The 26,703-nt window shown below is 44.1% G+C and carries 21 protein-coding genes; 5 read left to right on the top strand and 16 right to left on the bottom strand.

The genetic code is table 11. The annotated features are described in order from the left end of the window. From R7E51_RS18490 to R7E51_RS18460, 7 genes are all read right to left on the bottom strand, one after another. A partial coding sequence (locus R7E51_RS18490) for a transposase (protein ID WP_258478229.1) occupies nt 1-137 on the bottom strand: 137 nt, incomplete at its 3' end. A gap of 169 nt (nt 138-306) precedes the next feature. Continuing rightward, nucleotides 307-1,557 carry a glutamate-5-semialdehyde dehydrogenase gene (locus R7E51_RS18485; protein ID WP_031780851.1) on the bottom strand — a complete coding sequence of 417 codons (1,251 nt, stop codon included), beginning with the start codon at nt 1,555-1,557 and terminating at the stop codon, nt 307-309. Between the two features lie 17 nt (nt 1,558-1,574). Beyond that, complete coding sequence (gene proB / locus R7E51_RS18480; RefSeq protein WP_206958396.1) at nt 1,575-2,714, bottom strand: glutamate 5-kinase; 1,140 nt, start codon at nt 2,712-2,714, stop codon at nt 1,575-1,577. A gap of 121 nt (nt 2,715-2,835) precedes the next feature. Further along, a complete protein-coding gene (crl, locus tag R7E51_RS18475; protein ID WP_005381584.1) occupies nt 2,836-3,225 on the bottom strand; it encodes a sigma factor-binding protein Crl in 390 nt (129 codons plus the stop codon). Between the two features lie 115 nt (nt 3,226-3,340). Then, nucleotides 3,341-4,588 carry an esterase FrsA gene (gene frsA / locus R7E51_RS18470; RefSeq protein WP_005381586.1) on the bottom strand — a complete coding sequence of 416 codons (1,248 nt, stop codon included), beginning with the start codon at nt 4,586-4,588 and terminating at the stop codon, nt 3,341-3,343. A gap of 91 nt (nt 4,589-4,679) precedes the next feature. Then, a complete protein-coding gene (tet(34), locus tag R7E51_RS18465; protein ID WP_005381590.1) occupies nt 4,680-5,144 on the bottom strand; it encodes an oxytetracycline resistance phosphoribosyltransferase domain-containing protein Tet(34) in 465 nt (154 codons plus the stop codon). Between the two features lie 263 nt (nt 5,145-5,407). After that, nucleotides 5,408-6,697 carry an NCS2 family permease gene (locus tag R7E51_RS18460; protein WP_005381592.1) on the bottom strand — a complete coding sequence of 430 codons (1,290 nt, stop codon included), beginning with the start codon at nt 6,695-6,697 and terminating at the stop codon, nt 5,408-5,410. Between the two features lie 1,023 nt (nt 6,698-7,720). Here R7E51_RS18460 and R7E51_RS18455 point away from each other — a divergent pair. Next, nucleotides 7,721-9,193: an aminoacyl-histidine dipeptidase gene (locus R7E51_RS18455; RefSeq protein WP_005381594.1), complete on the top strand. Its 1,473-nt coding sequence runs from the start codon at nt 7,721-7,723 to the stop codon at nt 9,191-9,193. A 64-nt stretch (nt 9,194-9,257) separates the two neighbouring features. On the opposite strand, the gene R7E51_RS18450 is transcribed toward R7E51_RS18455, so the two are convergent. Further along, the gene (locus R7E51_RS18450) at nt 9,258-9,797 is read right to left on the bottom strand and encodes a DUF3332 domain-containing protein (protein WP_005381596.1); all 540 of its coding nucleotides are present in this window, start codon (nt 9,795-9,797) and stop codon (nt 9,258-9,260) included. A 330-nt stretch (nt 9,798-10,127) separates the two neighbouring features. On the opposite strand from R7E51_RS18450, the gene R7E51_RS18445 reads away from it, so the two are divergent. From R7E51_RS18445 to R7E51_RS18435, 3 genes are all read left to right on the top strand, one after another. Then, nucleotides 10,128-11,195: a succinylglutamate desuccinylase/aspartoacylase family protein gene (locus R7E51_RS18445; RefSeq protein WP_017635689.1), complete on the top strand. Its 1,068-nt coding sequence runs from the start codon at nt 10,128-10,130 to the stop codon at nt 11,193-11,195. Nucleotides 11,196-11,458: 263 nt separating this feature from the next. After that, nucleotides 11,459-13,645 carry a TonB-dependent receptor domain-containing protein gene (locus R7E51_RS18440; RefSeq protein WP_206958395.1) on the top strand — a complete coding sequence of 729 codons (2,187 nt, stop codon included), beginning with the start codon at nt 11,459-11,461 and terminating at the stop codon, nt 13,643-13,645. 118 nt (nt 13,646-13,763) lie between these two features. Beyond that, nucleotides 13,764-14,204, top strand: a complete 441-nt coding sequence (locus tag R7E51_RS18435; RefSeq protein ID WP_005381599.1) for a hypothetical protein — start codon at nt 13,764-13,766, stop codon at nt 14,202-14,204. A gap of 90 nt (nt 14,205-14,294) precedes the next feature. On the opposite strand, the gene R7E51_RS18430 is transcribed toward R7E51_RS18435, so the two are convergent. Together R7E51_RS18430 and purL are read right to left on the bottom strand one after the other, a co-directional pair. Then, entirely contained in the window at nt 14,295-14,603 is a 309-nt protein-coding gene (locus tag R7E51_RS18430) for a DUF3622 domain-containing protein (protein WP_025998700.1), read from the bottom strand. Nucleotides 14,604-14,898: 295 nt separating this feature from the next. Beyond that, on the bottom strand, nt 14,899-18,792 hold the full coding sequence (purL, locus tag R7E51_RS18425; protein WP_137281754.1) for a phosphoribosylformylglycinamidine synthase: 3,894 nt from the start codon (nt 18,790-18,792) through the stop codon (nt 14,899-14,901). Nucleotides 18,793-19,091: 299 nt separating this feature from the next. Between purL and mltF the strand changes: the two genes are divergently transcribed. Further along, nucleotides 19,092-20,669: a membrane-bound lytic murein transglycosylase MltF gene (gene mltF, locus R7E51_RS18420; protein WP_031779069.1), complete on the top strand. Its 1,578-nt coding sequence runs from the start codon at nt 19,092-19,094 to the stop codon at nt 20,667-20,669. A 588-nt stretch (nt 20,670-21,257) separates the two neighbouring features. On the opposite strand, the gene tadA is transcribed toward mltF, so the two are convergent. From tadA to R7E51_RS18390, 6 genes are all read right to left on the bottom strand, one after another. Then, entirely contained in the window at nt 21,258-21,806 is a 549-nt protein-coding gene (gene tadA, locus R7E51_RS18415) for a tRNA adenosine(34) deaminase TadA (protein ID WP_206958393.1), read from the bottom strand. A 212-nt stretch (nt 21,807-22,018) separates the two neighbouring features. Further along, entirely contained in the window at nt 22,019-23,578 is a 1,560-nt protein-coding gene (locus tag R7E51_RS18410; RefSeq protein WP_017635695.1) for an AbgT family transporter, read from the bottom strand. Between the two features lie 288 nt (nt 23,579-23,866). After that, nucleotides 23,867-24,277, bottom strand: a complete 411-nt coding sequence (locus tag R7E51_RS18405) for a type IV pilus modification PilV family protein (protein ID WP_054579040.1) — start codon at nt 24,275-24,277, stop codon at nt 23,867-23,869. Then, the gene (locus R7E51_RS18400) at nt 24,267-25,520 is read right to left on the bottom strand and encodes a hypothetical protein (RefSeq protein WP_017820591.1); all 1,254 of its coding nucleotides are present in this window, start codon (nt 25,518-25,520) and stop codon (nt 24,267-24,269) included. Before R7E51_RS18400 ends, R7E51_RS18405 begins: the two co-directional genes overlap by 11 nt. Continuing rightward, nucleotides 25,517-26,134 (bottom strand): PilW family protein, encoded by a 618-nt coding sequence (locus tag R7E51_RS18395; RefSeq protein WP_017820590.1) that lies wholly within the window; start codon nt 26,132-26,134, stop codon nt 25,517-25,519. The genes R7E51_RS18400 and R7E51_RS18395 overlap by 4 nt, the downstream gene beginning before the upstream one ends. Next, nucleotides 26,115-26,624 (bottom strand): GspH/FimT family pseudopilin, encoded by a 510-nt coding sequence (locus R7E51_RS18390; RefSeq protein ID WP_017820589.1) that lies wholly within the window; start codon nt 26,622-26,624, stop codon nt 26,115-26,117. The genes R7E51_RS18395 and R7E51_RS18390 overlap by 20 nt, the downstream gene beginning before the upstream one ends. Nucleotides 26,625-26,703: the final 79 nt, after the last annotated feature.

The following is a 26,703-nucleotide window of genomic DNA, read 5'->3' as shown; positions in this document are numbered from 1 at the left end:
TTACAGTAAACATAAATACATCGATAAACTTCTTTACCTATATTGTTCTTCAAGATCCTAAATCGATACTTTGGCGTCCACACTATATGGTATTGACAACGCCAAAATACGTGGGAAGCTTGATTGTATCTACTCATGTTATTTGTCCTCTTTGACTTCTGGAAAAATCAAAGACGCATTTAGCATGAGTAGTTTTACAGGCAAAGCCGAAACGGATGATAACCACCTACTGAAGTAGGTGGTTTAGGGCTGAAAACAAAAAGGGGCGCAAAGGCCCCTTTTTCACTCAAGATCTCGTCGAATGTGTTAACTGCGTGCTAAGTAGTTCGCTTTACCAACCCACTTGTAGCTAGTTAGCTCTTCTAAGCCCATCGGACCGCGTGCATGTAGCTTTTGCGTAGATACTGCGACTTCTGCGCCAAGGCCAAATTGCGCACCGTCTGTAAAGCGCGTTGAAGCATTCACATAAACCGCCGCCGAACCGACAGAATTGATGAACAGTTCTGAGTTTTCCAAACTATTGGTCATGATCGCATCTGAGTGGCTCGCGTTATGGACACGCATATGATCAATGGCATCTTTCACATCAGACACAACTTTTACACCAAGAGTATAGCTCAACCATTCCGTATCAAAGTCACCTTCAACAGCATCGCGAATTTGTGTTGCTTGAGCCATCAGTGCTTTTGCCTTAGGCTCTGTCACGAAGGTCACTTTATCGTTCATGCGCTCTACGATCATTGGTAGGAGTTGCGCTGCAATTTTTTCATGCACGAGCAGCGTATCTAATGAGTTACACGCAGATGGACGTTGAACTTTAGAGTTCTCAACCACATTCAGGGATTTCTCTAGATCAGCGGATTCGTCGACAAAGATATGGCTGATACCAAAGCCACCAATAATCACCGGAATCGTGCTGTTTTCTTTACACATTTTGTGTAGGCCAGCACCACCGCGTGGAATGATCATGTCGACGTAATCGTCCAACTTAAGCAATTGAGAAACAAGCTCACGATCTGGTTTTTCAATGTATTGCACAGAAGCGGCTGGAAGGTTCGCCTTTGCGAGCGCAGACTGAATAACCTTCACTAATTCCATATTCGAGAAAAATGTCTCTTTGCCACCACGTAAAATGCTTGCGTTGCCGGTTTTCAAGCACAACGCTGCAATATCAATGGTTACGTTTGGACGCGCTTCATAAATTACGCCTACGACACCAAGCGGCACACGACGACGAGACAGTGACATCCCATTTTCCAGTACCTTACTGTCTATTTCGCTGCCTACAGGATCGTTCAAGCTAATGACGTTGCGAACATCATTCGCAATTGCAGTCAATCGTTCTTCATTAAGCAAAAGGCGATCGAGCAGCGCATCGGTTAAACCCGCTTCACGGCCAAGTTCGATGTCTTTAGCGTTTGCCGCCAAAATAGCAGCGGAGTTTGCTTCTAGCTCATCAGCGATGATGGCTAATGCTTGGTTCTTTTGCGCAGTTGACGCTGTCGCTAATTCGAAAGCTGCATCTTTAGCAGCTTTACCCATATTCGTTAAATCCACTTTGCTTCCCTCTAATTCTATTCCTGAATGACGACCAGATCATCGCGGTGAATCACCTCAGAGCCATAATCATGCCCCAAAATAGAGATGATATCTTTACTGTGTTTGCCCGTAATTTTAATTAGGTCATCACTTGAGTAGGCGCTGATGCCACGAGCCACCAACTTACCGTGAGCGTTTGTTACACGCGCCACTTCGCCTCGTGCGAAGTCACCACTAACTTTGATGACCCCTTTAGCAAGTAGGCTACTCCCCTTGCCGACCACAGCATTGACTGCACCATCATCAATAACGATGTCGCCCGATGCCGCAGGTCCCGCTAGAATCCAGCGTTTACGGTTCTCTAAGGCTTCAGCGCAAGGTAGGAAGCGCGTGCCCTGAGGTTCAGCACTTAAAGAGTCAAAGATAACATTCGGCGCACTACCAGCAGCAATAATAACCTCGATACCTGCGCGGCGAGCGATGTCTGCGGCTTGCAGCTTCGTTGCCATACCACCAGTACCCAATGTTGTACCGCTTCCACCTGCGATTTTACGCAGCGTGTCGTCGATGGTTTTTACTTCCTTGATAAGCTCTGCGTTCGGATCTTTACGAGGGTCAGCAGTAAACAGACCTTTTTGGTCCGTTAAAAGCAAGAGCTTATCTGCACCACATAAAATGCCTACCAAAGCGGAAAGGTTGTCGTTATCGCCAACTTTAATCTCGCTAGTCGCAACGGCATCATTTTCGTTTACGATAGGAACAATATCGTTCGCAACGAGCGCATTAATAGTGTCACGCGCGTTAAGGAATCGCTCACGATCTTCTAAATCGGCACGGGTTAGTAACATTTGGCCGATCTTGATACCATAAATACCAAACAAAGACTCCCATGTTTGAATCAAGCGGCTCTGCCCCACCGCGGCAAGTAACTGCTTACTCGCCATCTCGTTGGGCAATGCGGGGTAACCAAGATGCTCACGGCCTGCTGCAATAGCACCAGACGAAACCATTACGATTGAATGGCCTTGTTTTTTAAGCTCAGCACACTGGCGTGCTAACTCAACCATGTGTGCACGGTCGAGTGCCAGAGTGCCGCCTGTCAGCACACTTGTACCCAGTTTCACAACGACAGTTTGTGGTTGTGAAACAACTGCATTTTGTTGATTCGTTGTCATGATGTCTTCTGAAGTGAAAAACAAATAAAGAGAGGATGTTTTAACAATCAAATAGGGAATTAACAAGAGAAAAGGTGCGTTTTCGCACCTTTTTGTTTGGTATTAAATGAAAACAACCAAATTAAGCGAAATCGAAAGACTCCGTGTGATATTCGACTTCTAATTTGAAGTGTTCTTCTAAAGTATCAACCAGCTTTTGATGGAATGTGCTCTGCGTTAGATACACTTCCTCTACCACTTTTTTGGGAAGGGCTTCAGATACCCATTGCCCTTCTTTGTTGTACTTGCCAATATGATATTTAGCAGTAAAGCCTCCCTCGATGGATTCCAAATCCATCCACCAGCCCCAAAATTCACGCTTCTCAGGCGATTTTTTGTCGTCTACACATACAGATAAACAATCAAAATAATAGCGCCCTTCTTGCGATTGTGGTTCGCGCAGGTAAGGCCCTATCGCCTTCAACTTAGACATCAAGCGAAAGTGAGTCGGGCCCTGAGTCGTCTCTGACATATGAATCTCCGTTTTCATAGTTAAAAGTAAACACCCAAGAATGATTATTATTTTTAATTATCATGAGCTTATTTTTTGCTCAGATATATCACTCTTAACTAATTTAGGAGAATTGTCACCCTAATAATTCATCTTCTAGCCACTTTATGGCTAAATCGAGGGATTGCTCATATCCTTTTGTAATTGTTTTGGAACTGATTTTTTTCGCTCTACCATACTGGCTAAATAGAGCAACAAGTTGATTATCACTGTGTGGCGACACTGGATCGCCCTCAAGACTCAAAGCCAAAATAGGCACTTTGGTTTTTCGACTGCTCAGGAAGCCCTGAACCTTCAATGACCACGCCATCATCTGACCAGCCATGCTATTAATATCAACCGCATTTTTCCCCAAACGGGAAGCCAAAAGATCTAAATACATCTTCGGCATTTTTTGTAACTTCTGAGGGGAAGTAAAAATATCATGTACGGGTGCGCCTAGAGCGACACAAGCTTTGATCTTTTCCTGCTCGACAAAAGAGAGTCTGATCATGGCATTACCACCAAAACGAAACCCAACTAACCCCACTTTGTGATGATCAACCCAAGGTAGCGAGTAAAGCTCATTCAATACCGCTTGATGTAGGCAACTTGAATTCTCGGTCAAGGGCCAATGAGAGCTATGCCCTACCGAAGGCATGTCTACGGTTAACATCGCAATATCTCGCGGTGCAAGACGATTACGGAACAAACGCCACATGTCGGTTTGTAGAGTATCCAAACCAGCGCTCACCATGACCACAGGCAACTGTTTATCCGTTCTTGGTAAATGGAGGTTCGCGATGATTTTGCGATTTTGGTAAGGCACTTCAATTTGCTTGATGGTGTACTTAGTTTTTTCTGCGCCGTCAGAATACGCTTTGTTTGCCAGTACTTGAGCCTGCGATGCCAAGTTATCATTTTTTAAATGTGGGTAGCCTGCAATACTAAAACACAAAGAAGCAGTGAAGAGTTCATCCGCTGCCTCTTCTCCTTGCATTTCATTTGCTCGCTTCTGATGATCCATACCAAGCTTGATCCACTCAAATGTCCAGTTACCACTGTGATAACCCATTACAGTGTCTAACCAATCATCATTGGTTCGCGAGTGAGAAGATGAAGCAATTTTAGACAGTACGCCTTCCATTTCGATCGGAGACAATCCTTGCCAAGCCCATTGCAAGCGACGCAAATGACGATACCAAGCACGATCACCTTGCGCTTCTCGTTCATCAAGTATTTTTTTACTGGTCGGCATGTACTGGGTAAGCGCGGAGGTTTCTTTTGCTTGCTTATGTTTCACGAACAAAGTTTCGGAAAGATTTTTACTGACGTCTTCAGACATAGGAAGAACCCTAGGCTATTAGCATGATTTAATATCATAATAAAAAAAATGCCCCTATAAAGGGGCATTTCTCAATATTCTTTAACCGCGCTTATTTTTGCTTGCGGTTTACTGGCTCAGCATACTGGATTGACATATCCCAAGGCTGCTCGATCCAAGTGTCTTGAGCAATATCTACAACGTAATCATCCAGCAGCTCTTTGCCTGATGGTTTCGCACACACAGCGATCATTTTCGCTTTTGGATACATCTCACGTAGTTTGCGCGCTGTATCACCACTGTCTACTAGGTCTTCAACGATTAGGTAACCTTCGCCATCACCTTCAGGTGCTTTTAGTACCGTCATGTCGCGCTGATGATCATGGTCGTAGCTTGAAATACAGATTGTATCAACGTAACGAATACCCAGTTCACGAGCTAAAATAGCGCCAGGAACCAAACCGCCGCGGCTTACCGCCCAAATTCCTTTCCATTGCTCAGCTGGCATTTGTTTCTCAGCCAGTTCACGGCAGTAAGTCTGCATTGCATCCCAAGTGATAATGAATTTTTTACTCATTGTAATAACCTAATAATTTGAAAATATGCATCCTCAAAATCTAGCGAAGTCACTCAAAAGCGGAATGCTCACTAACTTCTCCAAAATGTTTGGAGACGAGGATTTCAAGCTGCGCAAACGATTATTCTACCGAAACACACCGCTAATACCAACGGTGATATCAAAATTCTCTGCCTATTCCGCAGAAAAACCGTCTTCTGTGAACAACGTAAAAAAGAAAAAGCCAGCGTGAATAAATTCACACTGGCTTTTTGCTCGAGAAATTAACCGACGAGGTATTTAACGATGAAGATGGCTGACATCACCCATACACTCATCGACACTTCACGGCCCTTACCGCTGAATAACTTGATCGCCGCGTATGCGATAAAGCCTAACGTGATACCTTCTGCAATCGAGAATGTTAGCGGCATAACTAAACAAGTCACAACAACTGGGGACGCTTCAGTTAGGTCACGCCAATCAATGCTTACTAGCCCAGACAGCATCAAGATCGCCACATAGAATAGCGCACCTGACGTTGCATAAGCAGGGATCATACCCGCAAGTGGTGAGAACAATAGAGCAAGTAGGAAGAGTACACCAACAACCACGGCTGTTAGACCAGTACGCCCACCCGCAGCTACACCAGAAACGCTTTCAATATAAGATGTCGTGTTGGAGGTACCAAGTAATGCACCTACTGACGTTGCTGTTGAGTCTGCAAGTAACGCTTTGTTTAAACGAGGGATGTTGCCATTCTCATCAGTTAGACCAGCTTTTTGAGAAACGCCAACGAGCGTACCTGCGGTGTCAAATAAATCGACAAATAGGAAAGCAAATACGACGGAAATCATGCCTACTTCAAACAAACCAGAGAAATCCAGTTGCATGAAAGTTGGCGCAATGCTTGGTGGCGTTGACATAATACCGCCCCACTGCACATCACCAAATAGAAGACCAAGCGCTGTAACGCCAAGAATGGCGATCATCACCGCACCTTTCACACCACGGTGAACCAGTGCAATCGTAAGAAAGAAGCCAATCGCGGCCAATACAGATGGCAATGATGTGATCTCTCCCATAGAAACTAATGTCGCTGGGTTATCAACGACGATACCTGCATTTTTTAATGCGATAAACGCTAAGAAAAGACCAATACCAGCTGAAATACCTGTTCGTAGAGAATGCGGGATCGAGTTAATAATCCACTCACGGATCTTAAATACGCTTAAAAGAATGAACAGAAGGCCAGAAACAAATACAGCCGCCAACGCAACTTGCCACGTATAACCCATTCCCAATACAACAGAGTAAGTAAAAAATGCGTTCAGGCCCATTCCTGGTGCCTGTGCGATTGGGTAATTGGCAACAAATCCCATGATAAAACAGCCGATTGCGGCAGCAAGACAAGTCGCGACAAAAATGGCGCCACGGTCCATACCGGTATCCGACAGGATCGCTGGGTTTACAAAAATAATGTAAGCCATAGTTAGGAAGGTCGTAACACCTGCAATGATCTCAGTGCGCACATTTGTGCCATTTTCACTGAGTTTAAAAAGCCTCTCGAGCATGATCGAATCCTGTAAAGGTAAAAAGTAAACGGTTGCGTAATCGATTGGCGGGAATTATAAAGTTATCAAATAGCAAATTCTAGATAGAATCTTCACTCTAATGCGTTTTTTTTCTTTGGATATGAAACACATTCTCTAACCCATCAAAGCAAGTAAAGAAATATATTCTTATAAAACAATAGGTAACCCAGATAACACAGTTCTCTAAAAGAGAATAAAAACTGAGCAATGTACTAAACTTTCAGATGAAAAAGGCCCATTTTAAACATGGTATCTAACAGATTTGATGGAAAAGTCGATAAAACCGAAGAATGGGGAATAGAAGAAGACTTTGATGGCAATAAGTGAGTCAGGAAGAGAAAATAGAGATAAAAAAACGCCACCCAATTTGGGTGGCGGTGAATCATGTCAGCACTATCACTGAAAAAAAATTCCAATTTATAGGGGTGAACAAACTGTTCGAGTCACATGCGTTGACTTCACTTAGTAGCCAAAGCTTGTTGGGTATACAAAGTTACCGGTGTAAACAGACTTGCTATTCCAGAACATTGTACTTGGTAAACCTTTCATAACTATCACCTTTTAAATCAATTAAACATTCGTTGATTTCTCGGTTCCTTGGAGGCGATAAAACGGACTCATCCTTTGAGCATTTCATTCTTCTCTCAGAAGCTGGTTACAAATATACCACCAAGAAATTTAATTACAAGCATTTTAGTGATTGGAATCACAAAAAATGCACAAATTGACCTTTATCAAAGTTTATGTGTAATTAAATTACAATTTTATGAATTAAAAAATAAAGCCACTTTCAGAATATATGATAGAGAACACATAGTGCTTGTTATTGTATTCACAAACTGTGACAGTTCTGAGAGAAATCCTTGTGATCGCGACTACTCGTACTCCTTATCTGGTGGTATGCTAACGGCAATTTGAAGGCCAAATCGTCTAGCATTTAATGCTACCTTGACAATATTTTTACGGTATATATTTGGCAAAGCACATCAAAAGGAGTCCTCCGTGTCTGAGTTCCATTCTGAGATCAGTACCTTATCACCTGCTCCACTTTGGCAGTTTTTCGATAAGATTTGTTCTATCCCTCATCCATCGAAACATGAAGAAGCATTAGCACAGTACATTATCAACTGGGCAACAGAGCAAGGCTTTGACGTTCGCCGTGATCCAACCGGTAACGTGTTCATCAAAAAGCCCGCGACACCAGGAATGGAAAATAAGAAGGCTGTTGTACTTCAAGCACACATCGACATGGTGCCGCAGAAAAACGAAGACACTGAACACGACTTCACCAAAGATCCAATCCAACCTTACATCGATGGCGAATGGGTAACTGCGAAAGGCACGACGCTTGGTGCAGATAACGGTATTGGTATGGCTTCTTGCCTTGCTGTATTGGCATCTAAAGATATTAAGCACGGTCCACTCGAAGTTCTGCTGACGATTGATGAAGAAGCAGGCATGACTGGCGCATTTGGCCTTGAAGCTGGTTGGTTAGAGGGTGAGATTCTTCTAAATACAGACTCTGAGCAAGAAGGCGAAGTCTACATGGGTTGTGCAGGTGGCGTTGATGGCACCATGACTTTCGATATTTCTCGAGAATCAACGCCTGCAGGTTTTGTAACACGCCAACTGACGCTGAAAGGCCTAAAAGGTGGTCACTCAGGTTGTGACATTCACACAGGTCGCGGTAATGCCAACAAATTACTTGGTCGTTTCCTTGCCGGTCATGCTCAAGAGCTTGATTTACGTTTAGTCGAATTCCGTGGTGGTAGCTTACGTAATGCAATCCCTCGCGAAGCGTTTGTTACTGTTGCGCTTCCTGTCGAAAACCAAGACAAACTTGCTGAGCTGTTCAACCACTACACTGAGCTGCTTAAAACTGAATTGGGTAAAATCGAAACAGGTATCGTAACCTTTAATGAAGCGATCACGACTGACGCGCAAGTATTTTCAATCGCCGATCAGCAACGATTCATTGCGGCACTTAACGCTTGTCCAAACGGCGTAATCCGTATGAGTGATGAGGTGGAAGGCGTTGTTGAAACTTCTCTAAACGTTGGTGTGATCAGCACAGAAGAAAATAAAGTCACCGTGCTTTGCTTGATTCGTTCTCTCATTGACTCTGGCCGTAGCCAAGTGGAAAGCATGCTGCGCTCGATTACTGAGCTAGCAGGCGCACAAATTCAGTTCTCAGGCGCTTACCCTGGCTGGAAGCCAGATGCAGATTCCGAGATCATGGCAATTTTCCGTGATATGTATGAAGGCATTTACGGTCATAAGCCGAACATCATGGTCATCCATGCTGGTCTTGAGTGTGGCCTATTTAAAGAACCATACCCACACATGGATATGGTTTCTTTCGGTCCAACAATAAAATTCCCTCACTCTCCAGATGAGAAAGTGAAGATTGATACTGTTCAGTTGTACTGGGATCAGATGGTCGCGCTTTTAGAAGCGATTCCAGAGAAAGCATAATTCAATCACGAAAAATGACAAAGGGTGCCATACGGCACCCTTTTTTTGGTTTAGTTGAACCCAACTACACACGGTTTTGCGCGTAAGCGGCTAATTCATCCATTGAGGTTTGTGCAGCAACTTCACCATCAATGTAGTAAGTAACAAACTCACCATCGCGTACACCCATGAGTGTCGCCTTTTCACCGTTACTGTAAGTAATATCCATTTGAACAGTGTTCTCATCGATTTGCTGCATTCGCCCCTGCTCAATGACACGGTTATCCGCTAATGGTGCGATTGGTGCCGTCGTTAACGACTTATCTAACTGGTGATTGACATCAATGTAAGTATCTACCTTTGTATCGAAGATATGTGGCTTACCATTTAACGGGTTCTTACCCGTCCAAAATTCTAGAGAGTTAAACACGATATAATCCGCTGCGATCGCGACACCATAAACAGGCGCTAAAAGCATATTTAGACCACCTCGAGCGTAACGGTTGTCAACAGCTTTCAAGTTAAACCCCATAACATAACCTGTCACGGCATTACTACCTACGCAACCTGAAAGTGAAACTGCTACCGCAGTCAATGCACCAATTTTAGCAATTGCCTTTTTCATCAAAACCTCTAGTTAGAAAGTGTGAAACCTCAAATTCGGCGCGGATATTATCGGATAAAAAGTAGGGTTAAAAGTCCGTTTTTTTGTCCTCCATGAACAGTATTATTTTTAATACAGTCACATTTTTTAAGGCTATTATTGCGCACTCTTCTCTATGTCTTGTTATGTATTAAACTGATAGAAAAGATCATATTGAAAACAAAAACTTCACACATACCAAAATTTCACGCATGACGATTAAAGTAATTTGTCGTGTCCTTAATGAGAATGATTAGTGCGATTTTGCAGCAATTGTTACATTGCTGATGACGCATTTGACAGAGATGGTTTATGGCCAGAAGTAAAAAAAGCAAAGTATTTGAGCTCTTAGGACATCAAATACAACCAGGACAACGATTAGAGATCGAATTTGAAGCAGCGAAGCTATATACACATTCGCCTTTATCTATTCCTGTGGAAATCATCCATGGGAAACAAGAAGGACCAGTGTTAATGGTGAATGCCGCTATCCATGGTGATGAGCTTAATGGTGTAGAAATCGTTCGTCAGATCATTAACCAACTGGATCCACAAAAACTGAAAGGCACTGTCATTGCAGTACCTATCGTTAACGTTTTTGGTTTCATCCATAAATCTCGTTACTTGCCCGACCGACGAGATCTCAACCGTTGCTTTCCTGGCAGTGAAAAAGGCGCACTTGCATCTCGTATGGCACACGGGTTCTTTAACAACATTGCCAAGCGTTGTGACTACATTTTGGATCTACACACAGGGGCCATTCATCGCACGAACTTGCCACAGATCCGCGCAAACTTAAGCAACTCAGAAACTCTGCGTATTGCTCAAGCATTTGCAACGCCAGTGATTGTTGATTCAGCATTGCGTGATGGCTCTTTACGCAGTGAAGCAGAAAAATGCGATATTCCAGTGCTCACCTACGAAGCTGGCGAAGCATTGCGTTTTGATCCACTTTCGATCAGCGCTGGTGTACTCGGGGTTCGGCGCGTAATGCAAGCCATTGGTATGTTGCGAGCGAGCAGGAAAAAGCTGCCTGAGCCTATCATAGCGAAGTCCACCAGCTGGGTTCGCGCGTCAGGTAACGGCATTTTGCGTACTGTCGTTAATCTGGGAGACAAAGTAGAACAGGGTGAAACGCTCGCTTATATTAGCTCTCCTCTTGGTCATGACGAGATAGAACTAAAAGCCCCGAAGCGTGGTTTGGTTATCGGTCAACAAACATTACCATTGGTGAACGAAGGCGATGCAATTTTCCACCTTGCCTATTTTAACCAAGGTGATAATGCTTTAGAGCAAGCAGTCGAAAGCTATATTGAAGGCCTCACTGAATTCGATGCCGAGCCGCTGACCACCGGACAGATACCGTTAGAAACTCAGTAATTCCTACCAAGTAGGCGCCTGATTAGCTCAAAAGGAGCAACAGTGCTCGCACTATCTTGTTTAAAGCCAATAAGCTCAGCGTCCATGATGCTGGGCTTTTTGTTTTATGTACGCTAACGATACTTATCGTAGTTTCCACGAATGGATAAAAAACTTTACAATCCGTCGCAAAAACACATTTGATAATTAATCTCATTATCATTTATTAATCGTAATAATGTTCTTATAATCCCAGCTTCATAAAAACACTATAAATCATCAATATGAAACGATTAAAAAGTCATCCATTCAAAGTAAATCTCATTTCACTGGCTTTGCTCTTCCCTCTTTATTCATATGCCGAGACAGCGCCAAATGAAGAGCTTGAAGTCATAGGCGTTCGTTATGCCAAACCTATTACCATTGCTGAGCCTGCGCAAACCACCATTAATTGGTCAGAGATTGAAGAGCAACAGTACTCTAATTTTGCCTCAATGATCGATGCCGTTCCCGGTGCATCAATAGATGGTGGCGGTCGTTCTGGTGGCGAACGTATTAACATTCGTGGTTTTGATGATCCAAGCGATATCGCCGTCTTTGTCGATGGCGCTCCAATCGGCTTTCAACAATACCGCTACGGTACCTTCTTTTTTGATCCGTTCTTAATTGGCGAAGCAGAAATTATCAAGGGCGCGCACGACTATCGAGCACTCAACGGGAAGTTTGGTGGCTCCATTCGCATTAAAACCAAAAGTGTCGATGATCTCCTGTACGGCGAAAGAAACTTTGGTGCTCGCATCTCAAGTGCATACAACACCAACGGCGATGAGAACGCCTACACGCTAACACTCTATGGTAAAAACGATACTGGTTTTTATTTTCTAGCGAATGGCTCGGTAAAAGATTCTGATGACATTAAAGTCGGAGGTGGTGAAACGCTAGATTACTCAGGTTATGAGCAAGAAAACATGCTCGTAAAGGTCGGTTATGAAAATAACGATCACGAGTTTGAAATTAGCCATACTCGCTACAAAGATGAAGGTCGTAAACCTTGGGCTAACCGCCGCGGAAAAATGCCTAACATCACCGAATACAATATCAAGAAATACGGCTCATTAGAAAAAGCCCAATACGCTTACACCGTCGATAACAAATACACGGACAACACCACGACCATCTCTTACCACTACATGCCGACTAACCCGTATATTGATTTCAATATCAAAATGGCACGTTCCGAAAACGATCGTCATTGGGTTCGCCCTGACGTAGCATTCGAGAAAATGTTCGTTTCTGTTGGCAGTTACGGTCATGAGTCATGGCTGAGTTACGAGCGTGACTACGTTGATGTGTTTAACCAAGCACAATTCGGAGACCACACTCTAATCACTGGGCTTCAATATCAAAAAACCGATAGAGACTCGTTAGTATTCAACGCATCATACGACAGTAATGAAGCGAAAAACTACGGTTGGTACACCCCTTACTACGAACCATCTGGCACGCAGTCAATTTATGCCGCTTACATTGCTGATCACTATCAAGCAACAGAGCGCCTAACAATCACACCTTCTCTGCGTTACGAATACATCAAGAGTGAAGGAAAAGGGAACGCAGCGCCGGATTATAATGATCCAGCTGCCGGACATAACTACACTGAAACGACGCATAAAGGCTTTAGCCCACGTTTGGATATCGACTTTGATGCGAGCAATAATACGCGTTTAAACGCCTCCTACGCCTACGCTTTAAAAGCACCAACCGTTGATAACATCTACTCAGTGCAATATGCGCGAGCTACCGCTACGGCTACTGCTTTGAATCTGGACGTGTCTCGTATCCATGCTTATCAAGCAAGCGTTATCAACTTAACGGAAGGGCTGGTGAACTCTCGCGATAACCTCGCAACAGAGTTAACTATGTTCTATAACGATGTTAGCGACACAGTTGATATACGAACGGGCGAAAACCTCGACAAAAATACTACTGAGTTACAAAGCTGGAATACAAACCTAGATGGCTTTAAAAACTATGGCTTTGAGCTAATTTCACAATACCGGATTGAAGATTTCTACAGTAATTTCTCAGCAAGTTACATTCGCGGCAAAAACAAAGGCAGCCTATCTGACTCTACAGGTTCAGATGATGATCATCCTGATGTACCGCCATTAAACATTAATCTGGGTTTAGGTTACGAATGGATTCCTGGTTTACGTACTGGCTGGGAAGTCCGTTGGTATGATGCGCAAACTAAAACCAAGGCAAGCGGTAACAATTTAAAAGTGAAATCGCCAAGTGAGCAATACACGCTACAAAACGCTTACGTGGTTTGGGAAATACAACAAGTCGAAGGCTTGAGCGTTGGCGCGGTTGTGAAAAACTTAACCGATCGTTACTACGAAGCATACCTATCTAATGGCGTGCCTTCGCCTGGTCGCGAAGTCAAACTGCACCTCACTTATCAATACTAACCATACCTAAAAGATGCAGGGCAGACATTAACTGCCCTGTTATATCGTATCCAATGGCCATAATTGCACGCCGTTTTATTTATCAGTATTATCATTTCCTTTTGCTTGCATACACATTATGAACAATCTAAAAACACGGCTTCTTCTGATTTGCTTCTTCCCTGTAGGTAGCCTAGCGCAAGCTTCTGAGAACATTGCAGACTACTTACAAGAGCAAAGCAAGCACCAAGTTTCAGAAGATTTTTACGCACAGCCAACAGCAAATAACCTGAATCTAGATGCAAAAACTAACTCTTTAACTTGGCACGAAGATGGTAAGCCGGATCACTGTCGTTACGCCAAGCAGCCCAAAGACGTCGCAACACATTTCGACTACGGTGAAGCAAACGATCTATCTGACGGCTTACAACACTTTGATTTACCGGAAAGACATTCTGCAAAGGTCAAATCGACACATCGCACTTATGCTAATAACCCTCACCTTCTTCCTGGCAATAAACAATTTGCAGCCCCTGAAGACGGCACGTTTAGCTTGTCCGTATCGTCGGATTGTTTTTAGCCGATATAAATAAAAAATGCCCTGAGACAAAACTCAGGGCATTTTCACTATTTGTTTGATGGGTAACGTCACCATCTCACCGATTTAAACTTATTCTTCGTCAGTGTCTACTTCGGTTTCACGTGCTTTGCGGGCTTCTTCTTTACGAACTTTTGCCGCTAGTTGTTCTGCTTCACGCTCTTGACGTTGCGCTGCTTTACGCTCGTTACGAACCACTTGGTTTTGGATAAATCCAGCCAGTTCTTGTTCAGCCCAAGCTTGTGCTTTCTCTTCGCTGTCAAAGCCTGTTTCACGCTTTGATACTACAGTCTTACGAGATGTCACTTGGCGAGTGATTTCTGCGCTCCAGCCGTTACGTTTTTCAGTGACGCGGATAGCAAATTTTGGATTCTTAGACATTTCTTTCATTTCCTAAGGGATTTAGGGATCAATCAGGGATTCGGTCAACTTGATAACTCCATCTAAGCTGAGCTGTTTAACACCATCCCTTGGTAAGCGCGGTATTAGAGCATAAAAGTAATCTAAACGCTGCAAGTTTTTTACGCTAGATAATAGATGACAAAGAAGAGGCAGAACAAAGCAACGTTTCGCCAAGTCACTAGAAAGAGCGACGAAGAAAAAAGAGTGATAAGAAAAAAGAAAGCGCTGGTCTCTCAACCAACGCTTTACTTAAGCTAGATTAACCTTTGGTTAATTAACCGATATTCTTACGGGCATTTTGGAACATACGCATCCAAGCGCCATTTTCACCCCAACCTTCCGGAGCCCAAGAATTTGCAACTGTGCGGAATACGCGCTCTGGGTGAGGCATCATGATAGTTACGCGACCGTCTGCTGTTGTTAAACCGGTAATCGCGTTTGGCGAACCATTCGGGTTGTTCGGGTATTGTTGTGTTGGGTTACCGAGGTTATCCACGTAACGAACCGCAACCGTACCTGATGCTTCAATCGCTGCTAGGTGCTCTGCATCACGTACTTCTACACGCCCTTCTCCGTGGGAAACCGCGATTGGCATACGCGAACCAGCCATACCGTCGAAGAATACAGAATCAGATTTCTGAACTTCAACTAGACTAAAGCGCGCTTCAAAACGCTCAGATTCGTTGCGCACAAAACGTGGCCACAAGTCTGCACCTGGGATCAGCTCTTTCAGGTTTGATAGCATCTGGCAACCGTTACATACACCTAAAGAGAACGTCTCTTCACGGTTGAAGAAGGCTTGGAATTGTTCACGAGCTTGTGCGTTAAACAGGATAGACTTAGCCCAACCTTCACCCGCACCTAATACGTCGCCGTAAGAGAAGCCACCACAAGCTACTAGGCCATGGTATTCATCCAGTACCGCTTGGCCCGTTAGGATATCGCTCATATGGATGTCGGTTGCTTCAAAACCAGCTCGGTCAAACGCTGCTGCCATTTCGACGTGGGAGTTAACGCCCTGCTCACGTAGAATTGCCATCTTAGGTTTAGCACCTTTCGCAATGTACGGTGCTGCAACGTCTTCATTTACGTCGAAGCTGAGCTTAACGTTTAGACCCGGGTCAGAGTTGTCTTTCTTAGCTTCGTGCTCTTGGTCTGCACACGCTGGGTTATCACGTAGGCTTTGCATCTTATGCGTTGTTTCAGCCCAGATAACGCGTAGTTCGGTACGTGAACGTTCAAGCACAACTGCATCACCAGAAGTGATAACAAAGTCGTCTGAAGCTTCAACAGAACCAATCACATGTGAGCATGCCTCTAAGCCGTTTGCCGCCAGAGTAGATAGAACTGAATCTAGATCATCATTCTTAACTTGAACAACCGCACCTAGCTCTTCGTTAAATAGAACGGCCAGCGCATCGTCACCCAGCTCTGCGATGTTCGCTTTTACGCCACAGTGACCCGCGAATGCCATCTCAGCCAGTGTAACAAACAGACCGCCGTCGCCTTTATCGTGGTAAGCCACTAGCTTGTCATCACGTACTAACGCTTGCATTGCATCAAAGAAGCCTTTTAGCTGCTCTGCATTATCTACGTCAGCAGGTTTGTCACCCAGCTGTTTGTATACTTGTGCCAATGCTGTCGCACCTAAGCGGTTTTTGCCGTTACCCAAGTCAACAAGAACTAGAGAAGTCTTTCCTTTGTCAGTGCGTAGTTGTGGAGTCACGGTCTTACGTACGTCTTCCACACGACCAAATGCCGTGATAACTAACGACAGTGGAGAAGTGACTTCTTTGCTCTCGCCGTTTTCTTCCCACTTGGTTTTCATCGACATGGAGTCTTTACCAACTGGGATAGTCAAACCTAACGCAGGACACAATTCTTCACCAACCGCTTTCACTGCTTCGTAAAGACCCGCATCTTCACCTGGGTGACCCGCTGGAGACATCCAGTTCGCAGACAGTTTAATGTGTTTAATATCACCGATGTCTGTTGCCGCAATGTTCGTTAGTGACTCACCAACGGCTAGGCGAGCCGATGCTCCAAAGTCTAGTAATGCCACTGGCGTGCGCTCACCCATCGACATTGCTTCGCCATGGTAAGTGTCGTAGCTTGCCGCTGTTACTGCGCAGTTTGCTACTGGTACCTGCCAAGGACCAACCATTTGATCACGAGCAACCAGACCCGTTACTGTTCGGTCACCGATAGTAATTAGGAATGTTTTTTCTGCAACAGCAGGAAGACGAAGTACGCGATCCACCGCTTCATTAAGCTCAATACCATCACGAACAATGGCAGGGCTTTCCACTTTTAGTGTGGTTGCGTCACGGTGCATCTTCGGTGGCTTACCAAGCAGGATATCCATTGGCATATCGATTGGCGTATTGTCGAAGTGAGAATCTTCTAGCGTTAGATGACGCTCTTCTGTCGCCACACCCACCACTGCATACGGTGCGCGTTCACGCTTACAGATGGCGTCGAATGCTTCCATGTTTTCTGGCGCTACCGCTAGAACGTAACGTTCCTGTGATTCGTTACACCAGATTTCCAGTGGGCTCATGCCCGGCTCATCGTTTGGTACATCGCGTAATTGGAACTTACCGCCACGCTCACCGTCGTCGACAAGTTCAGGCAATGCGTTAGAGATACCGCCTGCACCCACATCGTGGATAAATGCGATTGGGTTGTCGTCGCCTAACTGCCAACAACGGTCGATCACTTCCTGACAGCGACGTTCCATCTCTGGGTTTTCACGCTGTACTGAAGCAAAGTCCAGATCTTCTGCTGACTGACCAGATGCCATGGAAGATGCCGCGCCACCACCAAGACCGATGTTCATTGCCGGACCACCAAGTACGATGAGGCTCGCACCCACTGGAATCTCTTTCTTCTGTACGTGTTCATCGCGGATGTTACCCATACCACCAGCAATCATGATTGGTTTGTGGTAACCACGAATTTCTTCACCCGCATGAGAAGTGACTTTTTCTTCGTAAGTACGGAAGTAACCCAATAGATTTGGACGACCAAATTCGTTGTTGAATGCCGCGCCTCCTAGAGGACCTTCAAGCATGATGTCTAACGCATTTACAATACGACCCGGCTTGCCGAAGTCGGTTTCCCATGGCTGTTCAAAACCAGGAATACGTAAGTTAGAGGTTGTAAAACCAACCAGACCCGCTTTTGGCTTACCGCCGATACCCGTCGCGCCTTCGTCACGGATTTCACCGCCTGAGCCAGTCGATGCGCCCGGCCATGGAGAGATTGCCGTTGGGTGGTTGTGCGTTTCTACCTTCATCAAGATGTGCGTATCTTCATGGTGGTACGTGTATTGACGAGATTTAGGGTCAGGGAAAAAACGCCCCGCTTTAGAACCTGTCATAACGGCTGCGTTGTCTTTGTATGCAGACAGCACATAGTCAGGTGTCGTTTCAAAAGTGTTTTTGATCATTTTGAACAAAGACTTAGGTTGATCTACCCCGTCGATAGTCCAATCTGCGTTAAAAATTTTGTGGCGACAATGCTCTGAGTTCGCCTGAGCAAACATCATCAATTCAATGTCGTTTGGGTTACGCCCAAGCTTAGTAAAGTTCTCTACCAAGTAATCAATTTCATCTTCTGCGAGTGCCAAGCCAAGGGAAACGTTTGCCTCTTCAAGCGCAAGACGACCGCCAGCTAAGATATCAACATGTGCGACAGGCTTAGGCTCTGCAACAGTAAATAATGCTGATGCGGCTTCAAATTCTGTGAATACTGTTTCCATCATGCGGTCGTGAATTAACGCTTTAACAGCGTCAGCTTGAGCTTCTGATAGAACAACTGAAGACTCGACATAATAAGCCGTACCACGCTCTAGACGTTTCACTTTATCCAGACCACAGTTAACAGCGATATCGGTAGATTTAGAAGACCAAGGCGAGATAGTGCCAGGACGAGGCGTGACAAGAAGTAGAAGACCTTCAGGCTCATGCTCTTCGATGGTTGGGCCGTAAGTTAGTAACTTTTCAAGTTTTTCTAACTCTTGGTCATCAAGGTCTGACTTTAGATCGGCAAAGTGCATAAACTCGGCATAAATGCCAGTTACAGGCAGATCTTGTTCACGACAAAGTTCCAGTAGTTTATTAACACGAAACTCAGAAAGAGCTGGGGAGCCACGCAAAATTCTCATGTGCTTAGGTCTCTTATGCAATTGATTAAGGTGATATTGGAATAAATTCAGACACTTAAAATAAGCCCTGTCGAACCTATGCCGATTCCACCTCGTCATTGCGAGCGCATTATATAGTAATTGTTTTTGTGATGTAACACCAAAAGCAACCGTTTGCGTCATTTTTTTTGTCAAATTTGAATTACAACTAAAATGTCGATAAAACACACAATGTCACGTTATAAGTGTGTGATTCACTTTGCCCCATGAGCTCGCTTTGATATAAAGGCAAATAGAAATTTTCCAAGATGTACCTATTAATGCAAATAAGTCACTTCAACCGGCTCAAGCGCAGTGCTCTAATTTTAGTTTCTGTTCTTTTACTCTCTGCTTGCCAGATTGAGTCGGAGCCCAAAAGTGAATTTGAAAAAATTCAAGAACGTGGTGTGCTTCGTGTTGGCACGCTAAACAATCAGCTTTCCTACTACATAGGTCCCGATGGTCCCGCAGGGTTGGATTACGAATTGGCGCGTCAGTTTGCAGAGCAGCTCGGCGTCAAACTCGAGATTAAACCAGCCTTTCGCCAGGCTGAGCTTTTTCCTGCTCTTAAGAAAGGAGATATCGATATCATCGCTACGGGTTTAAATCAAACGTCACAAGCAGTCAAACGATTTAGACCAGGCCCTGCCTATTATTATGTAAGCCAACAAGTGGTATATAAAAAAGGGCAACTTCGACCACGTGATATCGAACAACTCATTGAATACCAAGCCTCGAAAGACGACGAGTCCGACGAAGATACAAATGCAGGCGCTCAAACATTAAAGATCGTTGAACAATCGCAATATGTTCCGACCCTAACAGCGTTAAAGAAGCAGTATCCAGAACTTCAGTTTGAAATTGTTGGTGATGCTGACACGAGAGACTTACTCAAATACGTATCGACGGGTGAGTTACGTTTTACTGTGACTGATTCGGTGGAACTTTCCTTAGCTCAACGCCTTTACCCCGATCTTGCGCTCGCGTTTGAACTTACAGAAGATCAACCAGTATCTTGGTTTACTCGACGTTCTGAAGACGAAAGTTTGTATGCGATGCTGATAGAGTTTTTCGGTAACATCAAACAATCAGGAGAACTGTCCACCCTCGAAGAAAAGTACATTGGTCATATTGAAGCATTTGATTACGTTGATACTCGCGCATTCATTCGAGCTCTGGATGACAAATTGCCTAAATGGGCACCTTTATTCCAAAAATACAGCGAAGAGTTCGACTGGCGCTTAATTGCAGCATTGGCTTATCAAGAGTCACACTGGAAACCAACAGCAAAATCGCCAACGGGTGTTAGGGGGATGATGATGCTGACTCTGCCAACGGCGAAAAGCGTCGGGGTGACTAACCGTTTGGACCCTGAGCAATCTGTTCGTGGTGGTGTCGAGTACTTACGCCGTATTGTAAGTCGCGTGCCTGATAGCATTAACGAGCATGAAAAAATATGGTTTGCGTTAGCTTCATACAATATTGGTTACGGCCACATGATGGACGCACGACGACTCACCAAAGCACAAGGTGGCGATCCGAACGCTTGGGCGGATGTAAAAGACAGGCTGCCTTTACTACGTCAGAAGCGCTATTACAGCCAAACTCGCTATGGGTACGCCAGAGGCGATGAAGCGCGTAATTACGTAGAAAATATTCGACGTTACTACCAATCCATCATTGGTCATGTCAGCCAACAGCCAGCGATTGATGAGAATAGCGATGACTTGCAAGTGATTCCGCCGCTCAACCCCGACATTTTGATATCGGGCGCAGTAGAGACCGTCGTAGAACAAGTCTCTGGCGCTTCTGACGTCACGGTTGAAGAAGACACCGAACAAGAAAGCATTGAAGAATAAACCCGCGGTAAACTAAAAAATGACGAGCCTATGAAGCTCGTCATTTTTGTTGAGTCCTAACGAAAACTTATCTAGACTCCAATATTCTGAGTGACACCAACCACACTCAACCATTCCTTTGGTTGGTCGCCTTTTCTTCATCGTTAGTAAAACTGATTGCTTTGTAACAGATTACTTTACAACCACATGGTTTAGCTCACTTGATGAAGCGGCGCTTTCGGCTACACTCTGCCGAAATAACGTCACTCCTATTATTAAGCATCGTATTGAAATTGTTTGCTGGCTCTGTGCAATGCAGAAGTCAAATGAAGAACGTTTAAACCATACAATGTTTAGTGCGATTATCGAGCCTATTGCCAAGCATCGATGAGCCGCGCTTTACTGGTATAAGTCTTGTCTGCAGGAGGTTTTGAATATGAGAAGACGTAGAGTGCAGTCAAAGCGTTTAAATAACACAGTAGCTGCTATCCGACGTAAACGTAAACTGACATGTATGAAAAAGAAAGTAAGTTCACGTAATCGTGTTTTTGTACATTTAGTCAATCACTAGTGCGTCCAAGCAAACATCTACCACGTTGTAGGTGTTTGCTAGCCCTCACTACTCCTACTACCTTGTTCGCTCTCTCCATTTTCTAATGCTTTTTGTGCTTGCTTCTTCGCTTTAATTTCCTTTCGGCGGCGCTTAAAAAACGCTTGTAGCTGAGTGCGGCACTCATCTTCTAGCAGCCCCTTTTCAACTAAGGCGTAATGGTAAGCGGCTTGACTTTCAAACAAATTAAGCACTGTTCCTGCTGCTCCAGCTTTTAAATCTGGCGCTCCAAAAACAACCCGCTTAACGCGGCTATGCAATAAGGCTCCGGCACACATTGGGCATGGCTCAAGTGTTACATATAACGTCGTATCCAGAAGGCGGTAATTTTCTAGCTTTTGGCCTGCTTTACGCAGCGTTTGGATCTCAGCATGTGCGGTAGCGTCATTAGTACCAATACAGCGATTCCACCCCTCAGCGATAATTTCACCATCTTTGACAAGCACTGCGCCAACAGGTACTTCCCCCTCAGCTTCTGCTTGCTCAGCAAGCTCCATCGCTCTGCGCATAAACAATTCATCTTGAGGGGAAAACGGATGGTTAGACAAAGGAGGCTCCAAAGAAACAAAAAACGATTGAAGTCAGGAATTTTATCACCAACTTCGGTTTCACTACAGCAACACATCACGGGACAAAGTCTGCAACTCCAAAAAACTAGTTACAAGACCTATCGATGTTCGTTTTACGAGAACAAAAAAACGCAGATCGAAGACCTGCGCTTTTTGGCTGCCAATTAGCGGCTTTCACACCCTACACGTTTTTACATTGTGTAAGTGTAAGGAGCTTGAATGCCTAGCGGGATACCTACCATCCAATAAGCAACTAGGAAGATAGACCAACCGATCAGCATTGCGATCGAGAATGGCATCATTAGTGACGCAAGCGTACCGATACCAGCCGACTTCACATAACGCTGACAGTAAACCACAACAAGAGGGAAAAATACCATTAGAGGCGAAATGATGTTCGATACAGAGTCACCCACACGGTAAGCCGCCTGAGACAGCTCAGGCGAGATACCAACCGCCATTAGCATTGGCACTAGGATTGGACCAATTAAAGCCCATTTTGCCGATGCCGAACCAATAAGTAGGTTTACAGACGCGGTTAGAAGGATCATACCGATGATGGTCACTTCACCTGGTAGGTTCATCGCTTTTAAGCCTTCTGCGCCATACAACGCTAGCATCGTACCGATGTTTGACTGAGCAAATGCAGATAGGAACTGAGCACAGAAGAACGACATAACAATGTATGCGCCCATGGTTGACATAGTATCAGCCATCGCTTTGATAATGTCGTTGCTGGTCTTGAACGTTCCAGACACTTTACCGTAAACGTAACCAGGAATGATAAACAGAATAAAGATCAACGGCACGATAGACTTCATTATCGGTGCTGAGAAGGCTGTAATTTCACCTTCAGGCGAGCGAAGTGCTGATGTTTCTGGAATTAACGCTGCAACAAGTAAAGCAATACCCGCCATCATTGCCCAACCTGCATAACGGAATGCTTTTGATTCCAGTTCAGTAAATGAACCTAGGTTTGGCGCGGTTTCCGCATCATCATCAATTGGCATTTTTGATAAACGAGGCTCGATGATTTTCTCTGTCACGTACCAACCAATCCCCACAATAATGATAGAGGATAGGCCAGTGAAGAAGATGTTCGCTAATGGGTTAACCACATATTCAGGATCAAGAACCTGCGCCGCAGTTTGCGTAAAGCCAGCCAATAGCGGATCGATACCTGAAGGGATAAAGTTTGCAGAGAAGCCACCAGATACACCTGCAAATGCTGCCGCAATACCTGCTAAAGGGTGACGACCTGCCGCATGGAAGATAATACCGCCAAGAGGAATAACCAGAACATAGCCTGCATCTGCCGCAGTATGCGATACAATGGCAACCAAAATAAGCATTGGAGTAAGAAGCTTAGCTGGCGTGAAGTTCAGCATCTTCTTAAGACCCGTCGTAATAAAGCCCGAAGAATCTGCAACACCCACACCTAGCATTGCGACAAGTACGATACCCAGTGGCGCAAAGCCAGTAAACGTCGTCACCATGTTAGCAAGGAAACTTGCTAGCGCTTCGCCCGTAAGTAAGTTGGTGATAGTAAGAGCTTCGCCCGTTCGAGGGTTTGGAAGATCGAATGATACATTCGACAAAAGTGCTGACGCCGCCCAAGTAATGATCAATGCCCAGAAGAACAAAATCGCAGGATCAGGAATTTTGTTACCTGTCCTCTCGATAAAGTTTAAAAAGCGCTCCATCCCGCTCGGCTTCGATGATGGTGCCTTATTTACAGCTTGGTTACTCATGGTAACTCCATAGTGAATGATGTTGGTGCCAAGGCCTATTTGAATAATTATAACGACCTACTATCCAACGAGTATTCTAGTAAACACCAATGGAGAAAGCACAAGGTTCTAGATTTTTTTTCATAATTGGAGACATATTTTGCAAAAACACCACTTCAATTAAACATAATAAAAACAGTAGCACATCAACTCGATTAACAGTTCAAAAACCATTTATTAACCGTGACAAATCCGGTATCAAACAGGAATTACACCCGCATTTGTCTCAGCCCATGTATGCAATTGAACTTAGTTTTCGAATTCACTGTATTGTGAGATCATCGTTTTAAGCTGAACTGATCGCGTCTCGCCGATTCTATCCTTCCAGATAGAGGTAATGGTGATAGTTTTCAGTGTTCCTGAAACCGTGGCAGCTGGAACTTCCCACTCGACGACATAAGATCCAGCAACAGAAGAGCCTGTTGCAATAGAAGCAAAATTTGCAGGTGTGATGGTAGACATCGCCGCAGAAGCACCACGCGTCCGGAACCATTCGAGCTGGTTTTCTGCTAGACGCAGTGCTTCAATACTTTTTATGGCATATTCGGATTCGCGTTCTAGATATACGTTTAGCTTAGTTAAACCTAGAGCCCCAACACCGATAAGCAGAAAAGAAATTAGAACTTCAAGAAGGTTAAAACCTTTTTGTTTAGAGATCATTCCAGGAGCCTTTTTTCCATCTAGGAATTGCATGCGCATTCCTTGAATTGTCTATCACATCTTTATTGTATCTAAAGTCCAAAGAATCGAAGAAAACCGCTGCCTGATCTTCACTATCAAAATATTGACCACCAGATACCGTAAAAGAACCATGCTGATAATAAGAAGCTATTGTCCTGTATGAGTCTTCAACAACACTTGGCACATGATTTAGGTGAGCATTGGCTTCGAACCCAACCCAATCCGCTGTTGTCGGGGTATAATCATGATTGAAATGAAACAAGACCCCTTTAAACTTATTTGATGTAGCGCCGGAGCTCGGTGGTCCCATCACGGAGAAAAGACCATCATGAATGAGCACTGTTACGCCATTGGTCGATGATGTAGCATTCACTAAATCATTGTATTCCGATTGCTTGATTTCACAGCTCCCTTCCACCCATAAATGATGCTTCCCTGACTGAATTTCTGCTGTTAAAGCAGCACCACAATTAGGTATACCATCAGCCACTGAGCCCGTCATAACATGAAATACACCATTATCTCGGACATCGTTATGCTCTTCAGCCTTTACTCCAAAGAAGGATTCAAATGGCTTTAAATCTGTATCTTGAGTAAAATCATCACCAGCATCAACCCCGCCAACACTAGATGAGAGATGACGGTTTGCCGTCGTGTTTGCACAATCTTTATTTGTAGGGTTGTTAAAATCGGCATAGGGAGACTCTCCATGAATTACGCCTTTATTATCAACTGAAGAGGAGTAAAAGCGCTTTTTATACCTTAACGCAATACACTCCCACCCATCGCTGCTCAATTCCCCTGGGTCTGGAGTAGAGAACGTTGCACTAGAATGAAAATAAATGTCTGCACTAGACTGCATTGCACCATAACTCAAGTTACCTCCCAAAATAATCTCCTTACTAATGCTTGTAAATCCAACATTAGAAGTAACCAAATACCCATTGGAAGTACTCGTAAAACTCGGAATCGTCCAAAGCCCTGAGCCACAATCTGTTATTACGGCTGGTACAATATTATTAACTCTAAATTGCGCCCATGCACATTCAACACCTCCTTCCGCTAACCAATGTGCTTGTCGAGATTTTATTTCGTTTTGCGCAACTTTTATTTGAAAAAATACACCTTTGGATGATGCTAATGATGCAATTAAAGCAAGTAATAAAAGTATAGAAGTCACAAGCAAAGTGGTATAACCGGAATAGCTATATTTAGATGTCATTGCCAATTCCTTTGTTTGATAGAAAACTCCGCAACTTCACTAAAGGCTCCATCAATCGTTTTCAAACCTAACTTAACGCTCGTGACCGAACTTACATTTCCTCCATTAGTCACTGTTTCTGAACTAACGGTGAATTGGGTAACTTGGAAAATATCATCATCAAATAGAGAACGACAAAAATCTATACCATCAAAAGATAATATTTGTGTTTGAGACACAACACCTTTTTCACATATAAAAAACCGAGTATCTCTCTTCTCATACTTAATATTTCGATAGTCTTCATTGGCAGCTGAGTCCTCTTTAAAATACACAAGCCCTACAGAAGAGGCGCCGCTCAGCATTATGGTTCCTGTAGCTCCGGATAATTTGAGTGAACTACCGTTCCCACCATCATAACCTGCTCTTTGAATATCTTCTTTCATAACAGATAAAGTGATATTCAGACCTTGCAATAAATTTAGCCCTAAGCTTTTTTCCTTTGCTGTTTTTTGTAAACTCAAGAATATAGAGCCCACTACACTAAGGACAATTAACCCAATTAAAGAACTAATCATCAATTCGATTAAAGAGCTACCTATTTGATAGCGTTTGTTAGCACTGACGGTAATCATATAACTTAGCTCCAGAGTTACTACAAATTTTTATCCTTCCGGGAGGGTTGGAGAGCTTTGCTTGTAGTTTTATGTTTTGAGCATTAGTTGGGAAAAACTCTATATTTCCTCCTTGGGGTCGTCCACGGACCTCATCGAAGCTTATTTTTTGATTCTCGTAGCTGTGCTTCAAAGATAATTCAGAGTAGGCAGAGCCGGAAAGGCTTAAAATTACGCCCCCAGAGCCGCTAGACGAGTTAGTTAACTGTAGAGACCATGCACCTTGACTGACAACGACGTTTTTAGCCATAGAGAAATGAATATATAATTTTTGATTTCTCATTACCGCCTCGGACTTACTTTGGCTTAGAAAACCAGCTAATTCAGTTGCTAATCGCTGCATTTGCACAGTTTGTGAAACACGGCTAAAGCTTGGAGCTGCAAACGCCAATATAATACTCAGTACAGCAACAGTAATAAGAAGCTCCAACAACGTAAACCCGCGAGGCATTTCCCAAATTCCTATGTAAACGGCAAAAGGGCCGTAATTCATCTTGCACAGATGCTATCACCTGCCAAAAATAGGCGGA

Source organism: Vibrio sp. Vb1166, assembly GCF_033338695.1.
Taxonomy (GTDB): Bacteria; Pseudomonadota; Gammaproteobacteria; order Enterobacterales; family Vibrionaceae; genus Vibrio; species Vibrio alginolyticus.
The sequence above is the reverse complement of the archived record's forward strand: the minus strand, read 5'-3'. Positions and strand labels throughout refer to the sequence as shown.

Bases quoted from the DNA above. Each gene is read 5' to 3' on its own strand.
- purL (WP_137281754.1), bottom strand. From the start codon at position 18,792: ATGAGAATTTTGCGTGGCTCCCCAGCTCTTTCTGAGTTTCGTGTTAAT.
- R7E51_RS18435 (WP_005381599.1), top strand. From the start codon at position 13,764: ATGAACAATCTAAAAACACGGCTTCTTCTGATTTGCTTCTTCCCTGTA.
- mltF (WP_031779069.1), top strand. From the start codon at position 19,092: ATGCAAATAAGTCACTTCAACCGGCTCAAGCGCAGTGCTCTAATTTTA.
- proB (WP_206958396.1), bottom strand. From the start codon at position 2,714: ATGACAACGAATCAACAAAATGCAGTTGTTTCACAACCACAAACTGTC.
- frsA (WP_005381586.1), bottom strand. From the start codon at position 4,588: ATGTCTGAAGACGTCAGTAAAAATCTTTCCGAAACTTTGTTCGTGAAA.
- R7E51_RS18395 (WP_017820590.1), bottom strand. From the start codon at position 26,134: ATGATTACCGTCAGTGCTAACAAACGCTATCAAATAGGTAGCTCTTTA.
- crl (WP_005381584.1), bottom strand. From the start codon at position 3,225: ATGTCAGAGACGACTCAGGGCCCGACTCACTTTCGCTTGATGTCTAAG.
- R7E51_RS18460 (WP_005381592.1), bottom strand. From the start codon at position 6,697: ATGCTCGAGAGGCTTTTTAAACTCAGTGAAAATGGCACAAATGTGCGC.
- R7E51_RS18410 (WP_017635695.1), bottom strand. From the start codon at position 23,578: ATGAGTAACCAAGCTGTAAATAAGGCACCATCATCGAAGCCGAGCGGG.
- R7E51_RS18400 (WP_017820591.1), bottom strand. From the start codon at position 25,520: ATGACATCTAAATATAGCTATTCCGGTTATACCACTTTGCTTGTGACT.
- R7E51_RS18390 (WP_017820589.1), bottom strand. From the start codon at position 26,624: ATGCCTCGCGGGTTTACGTTGTTGGAGCTTCTTATTACTGTTGCTGTA.
- R7E51_RS18430 (WP_025998700.1), bottom strand. From the start codon at position 14,603: ATGTCTAAGAATCCAAAATTTGCTATCCGCGTCACTGAAAAACGTAAC.
- R7E51_RS18405 (WP_054579040.1), bottom strand. From the start codon at position 24,277: ATGATCTCTAAACAAAAAGGTTTTAACCTTCTTGAAGTTCTAATTTCT.
- R7E51_RS18445 (WP_017635689.1), top strand. From the start codon at position 10,128: ATGGCCAGAAGTAAAAAAAGCAAAGTATTTGAGCTCTTAGGACATCAA.
- R7E51_RS18440 (WP_206958395.1), top strand. From the start codon at position 11,459: ATGAAACGATTAAAAAGTCATCCATTCAAAGTAAATCTCATTTCACTG.
- R7E51_RS18450 (WP_005381596.1), bottom strand. From the start codon at position 9,797: ATGAAAAAGGCAATTGCTAAAATTGGTGCATTGACTGCGGTAGCAGTT.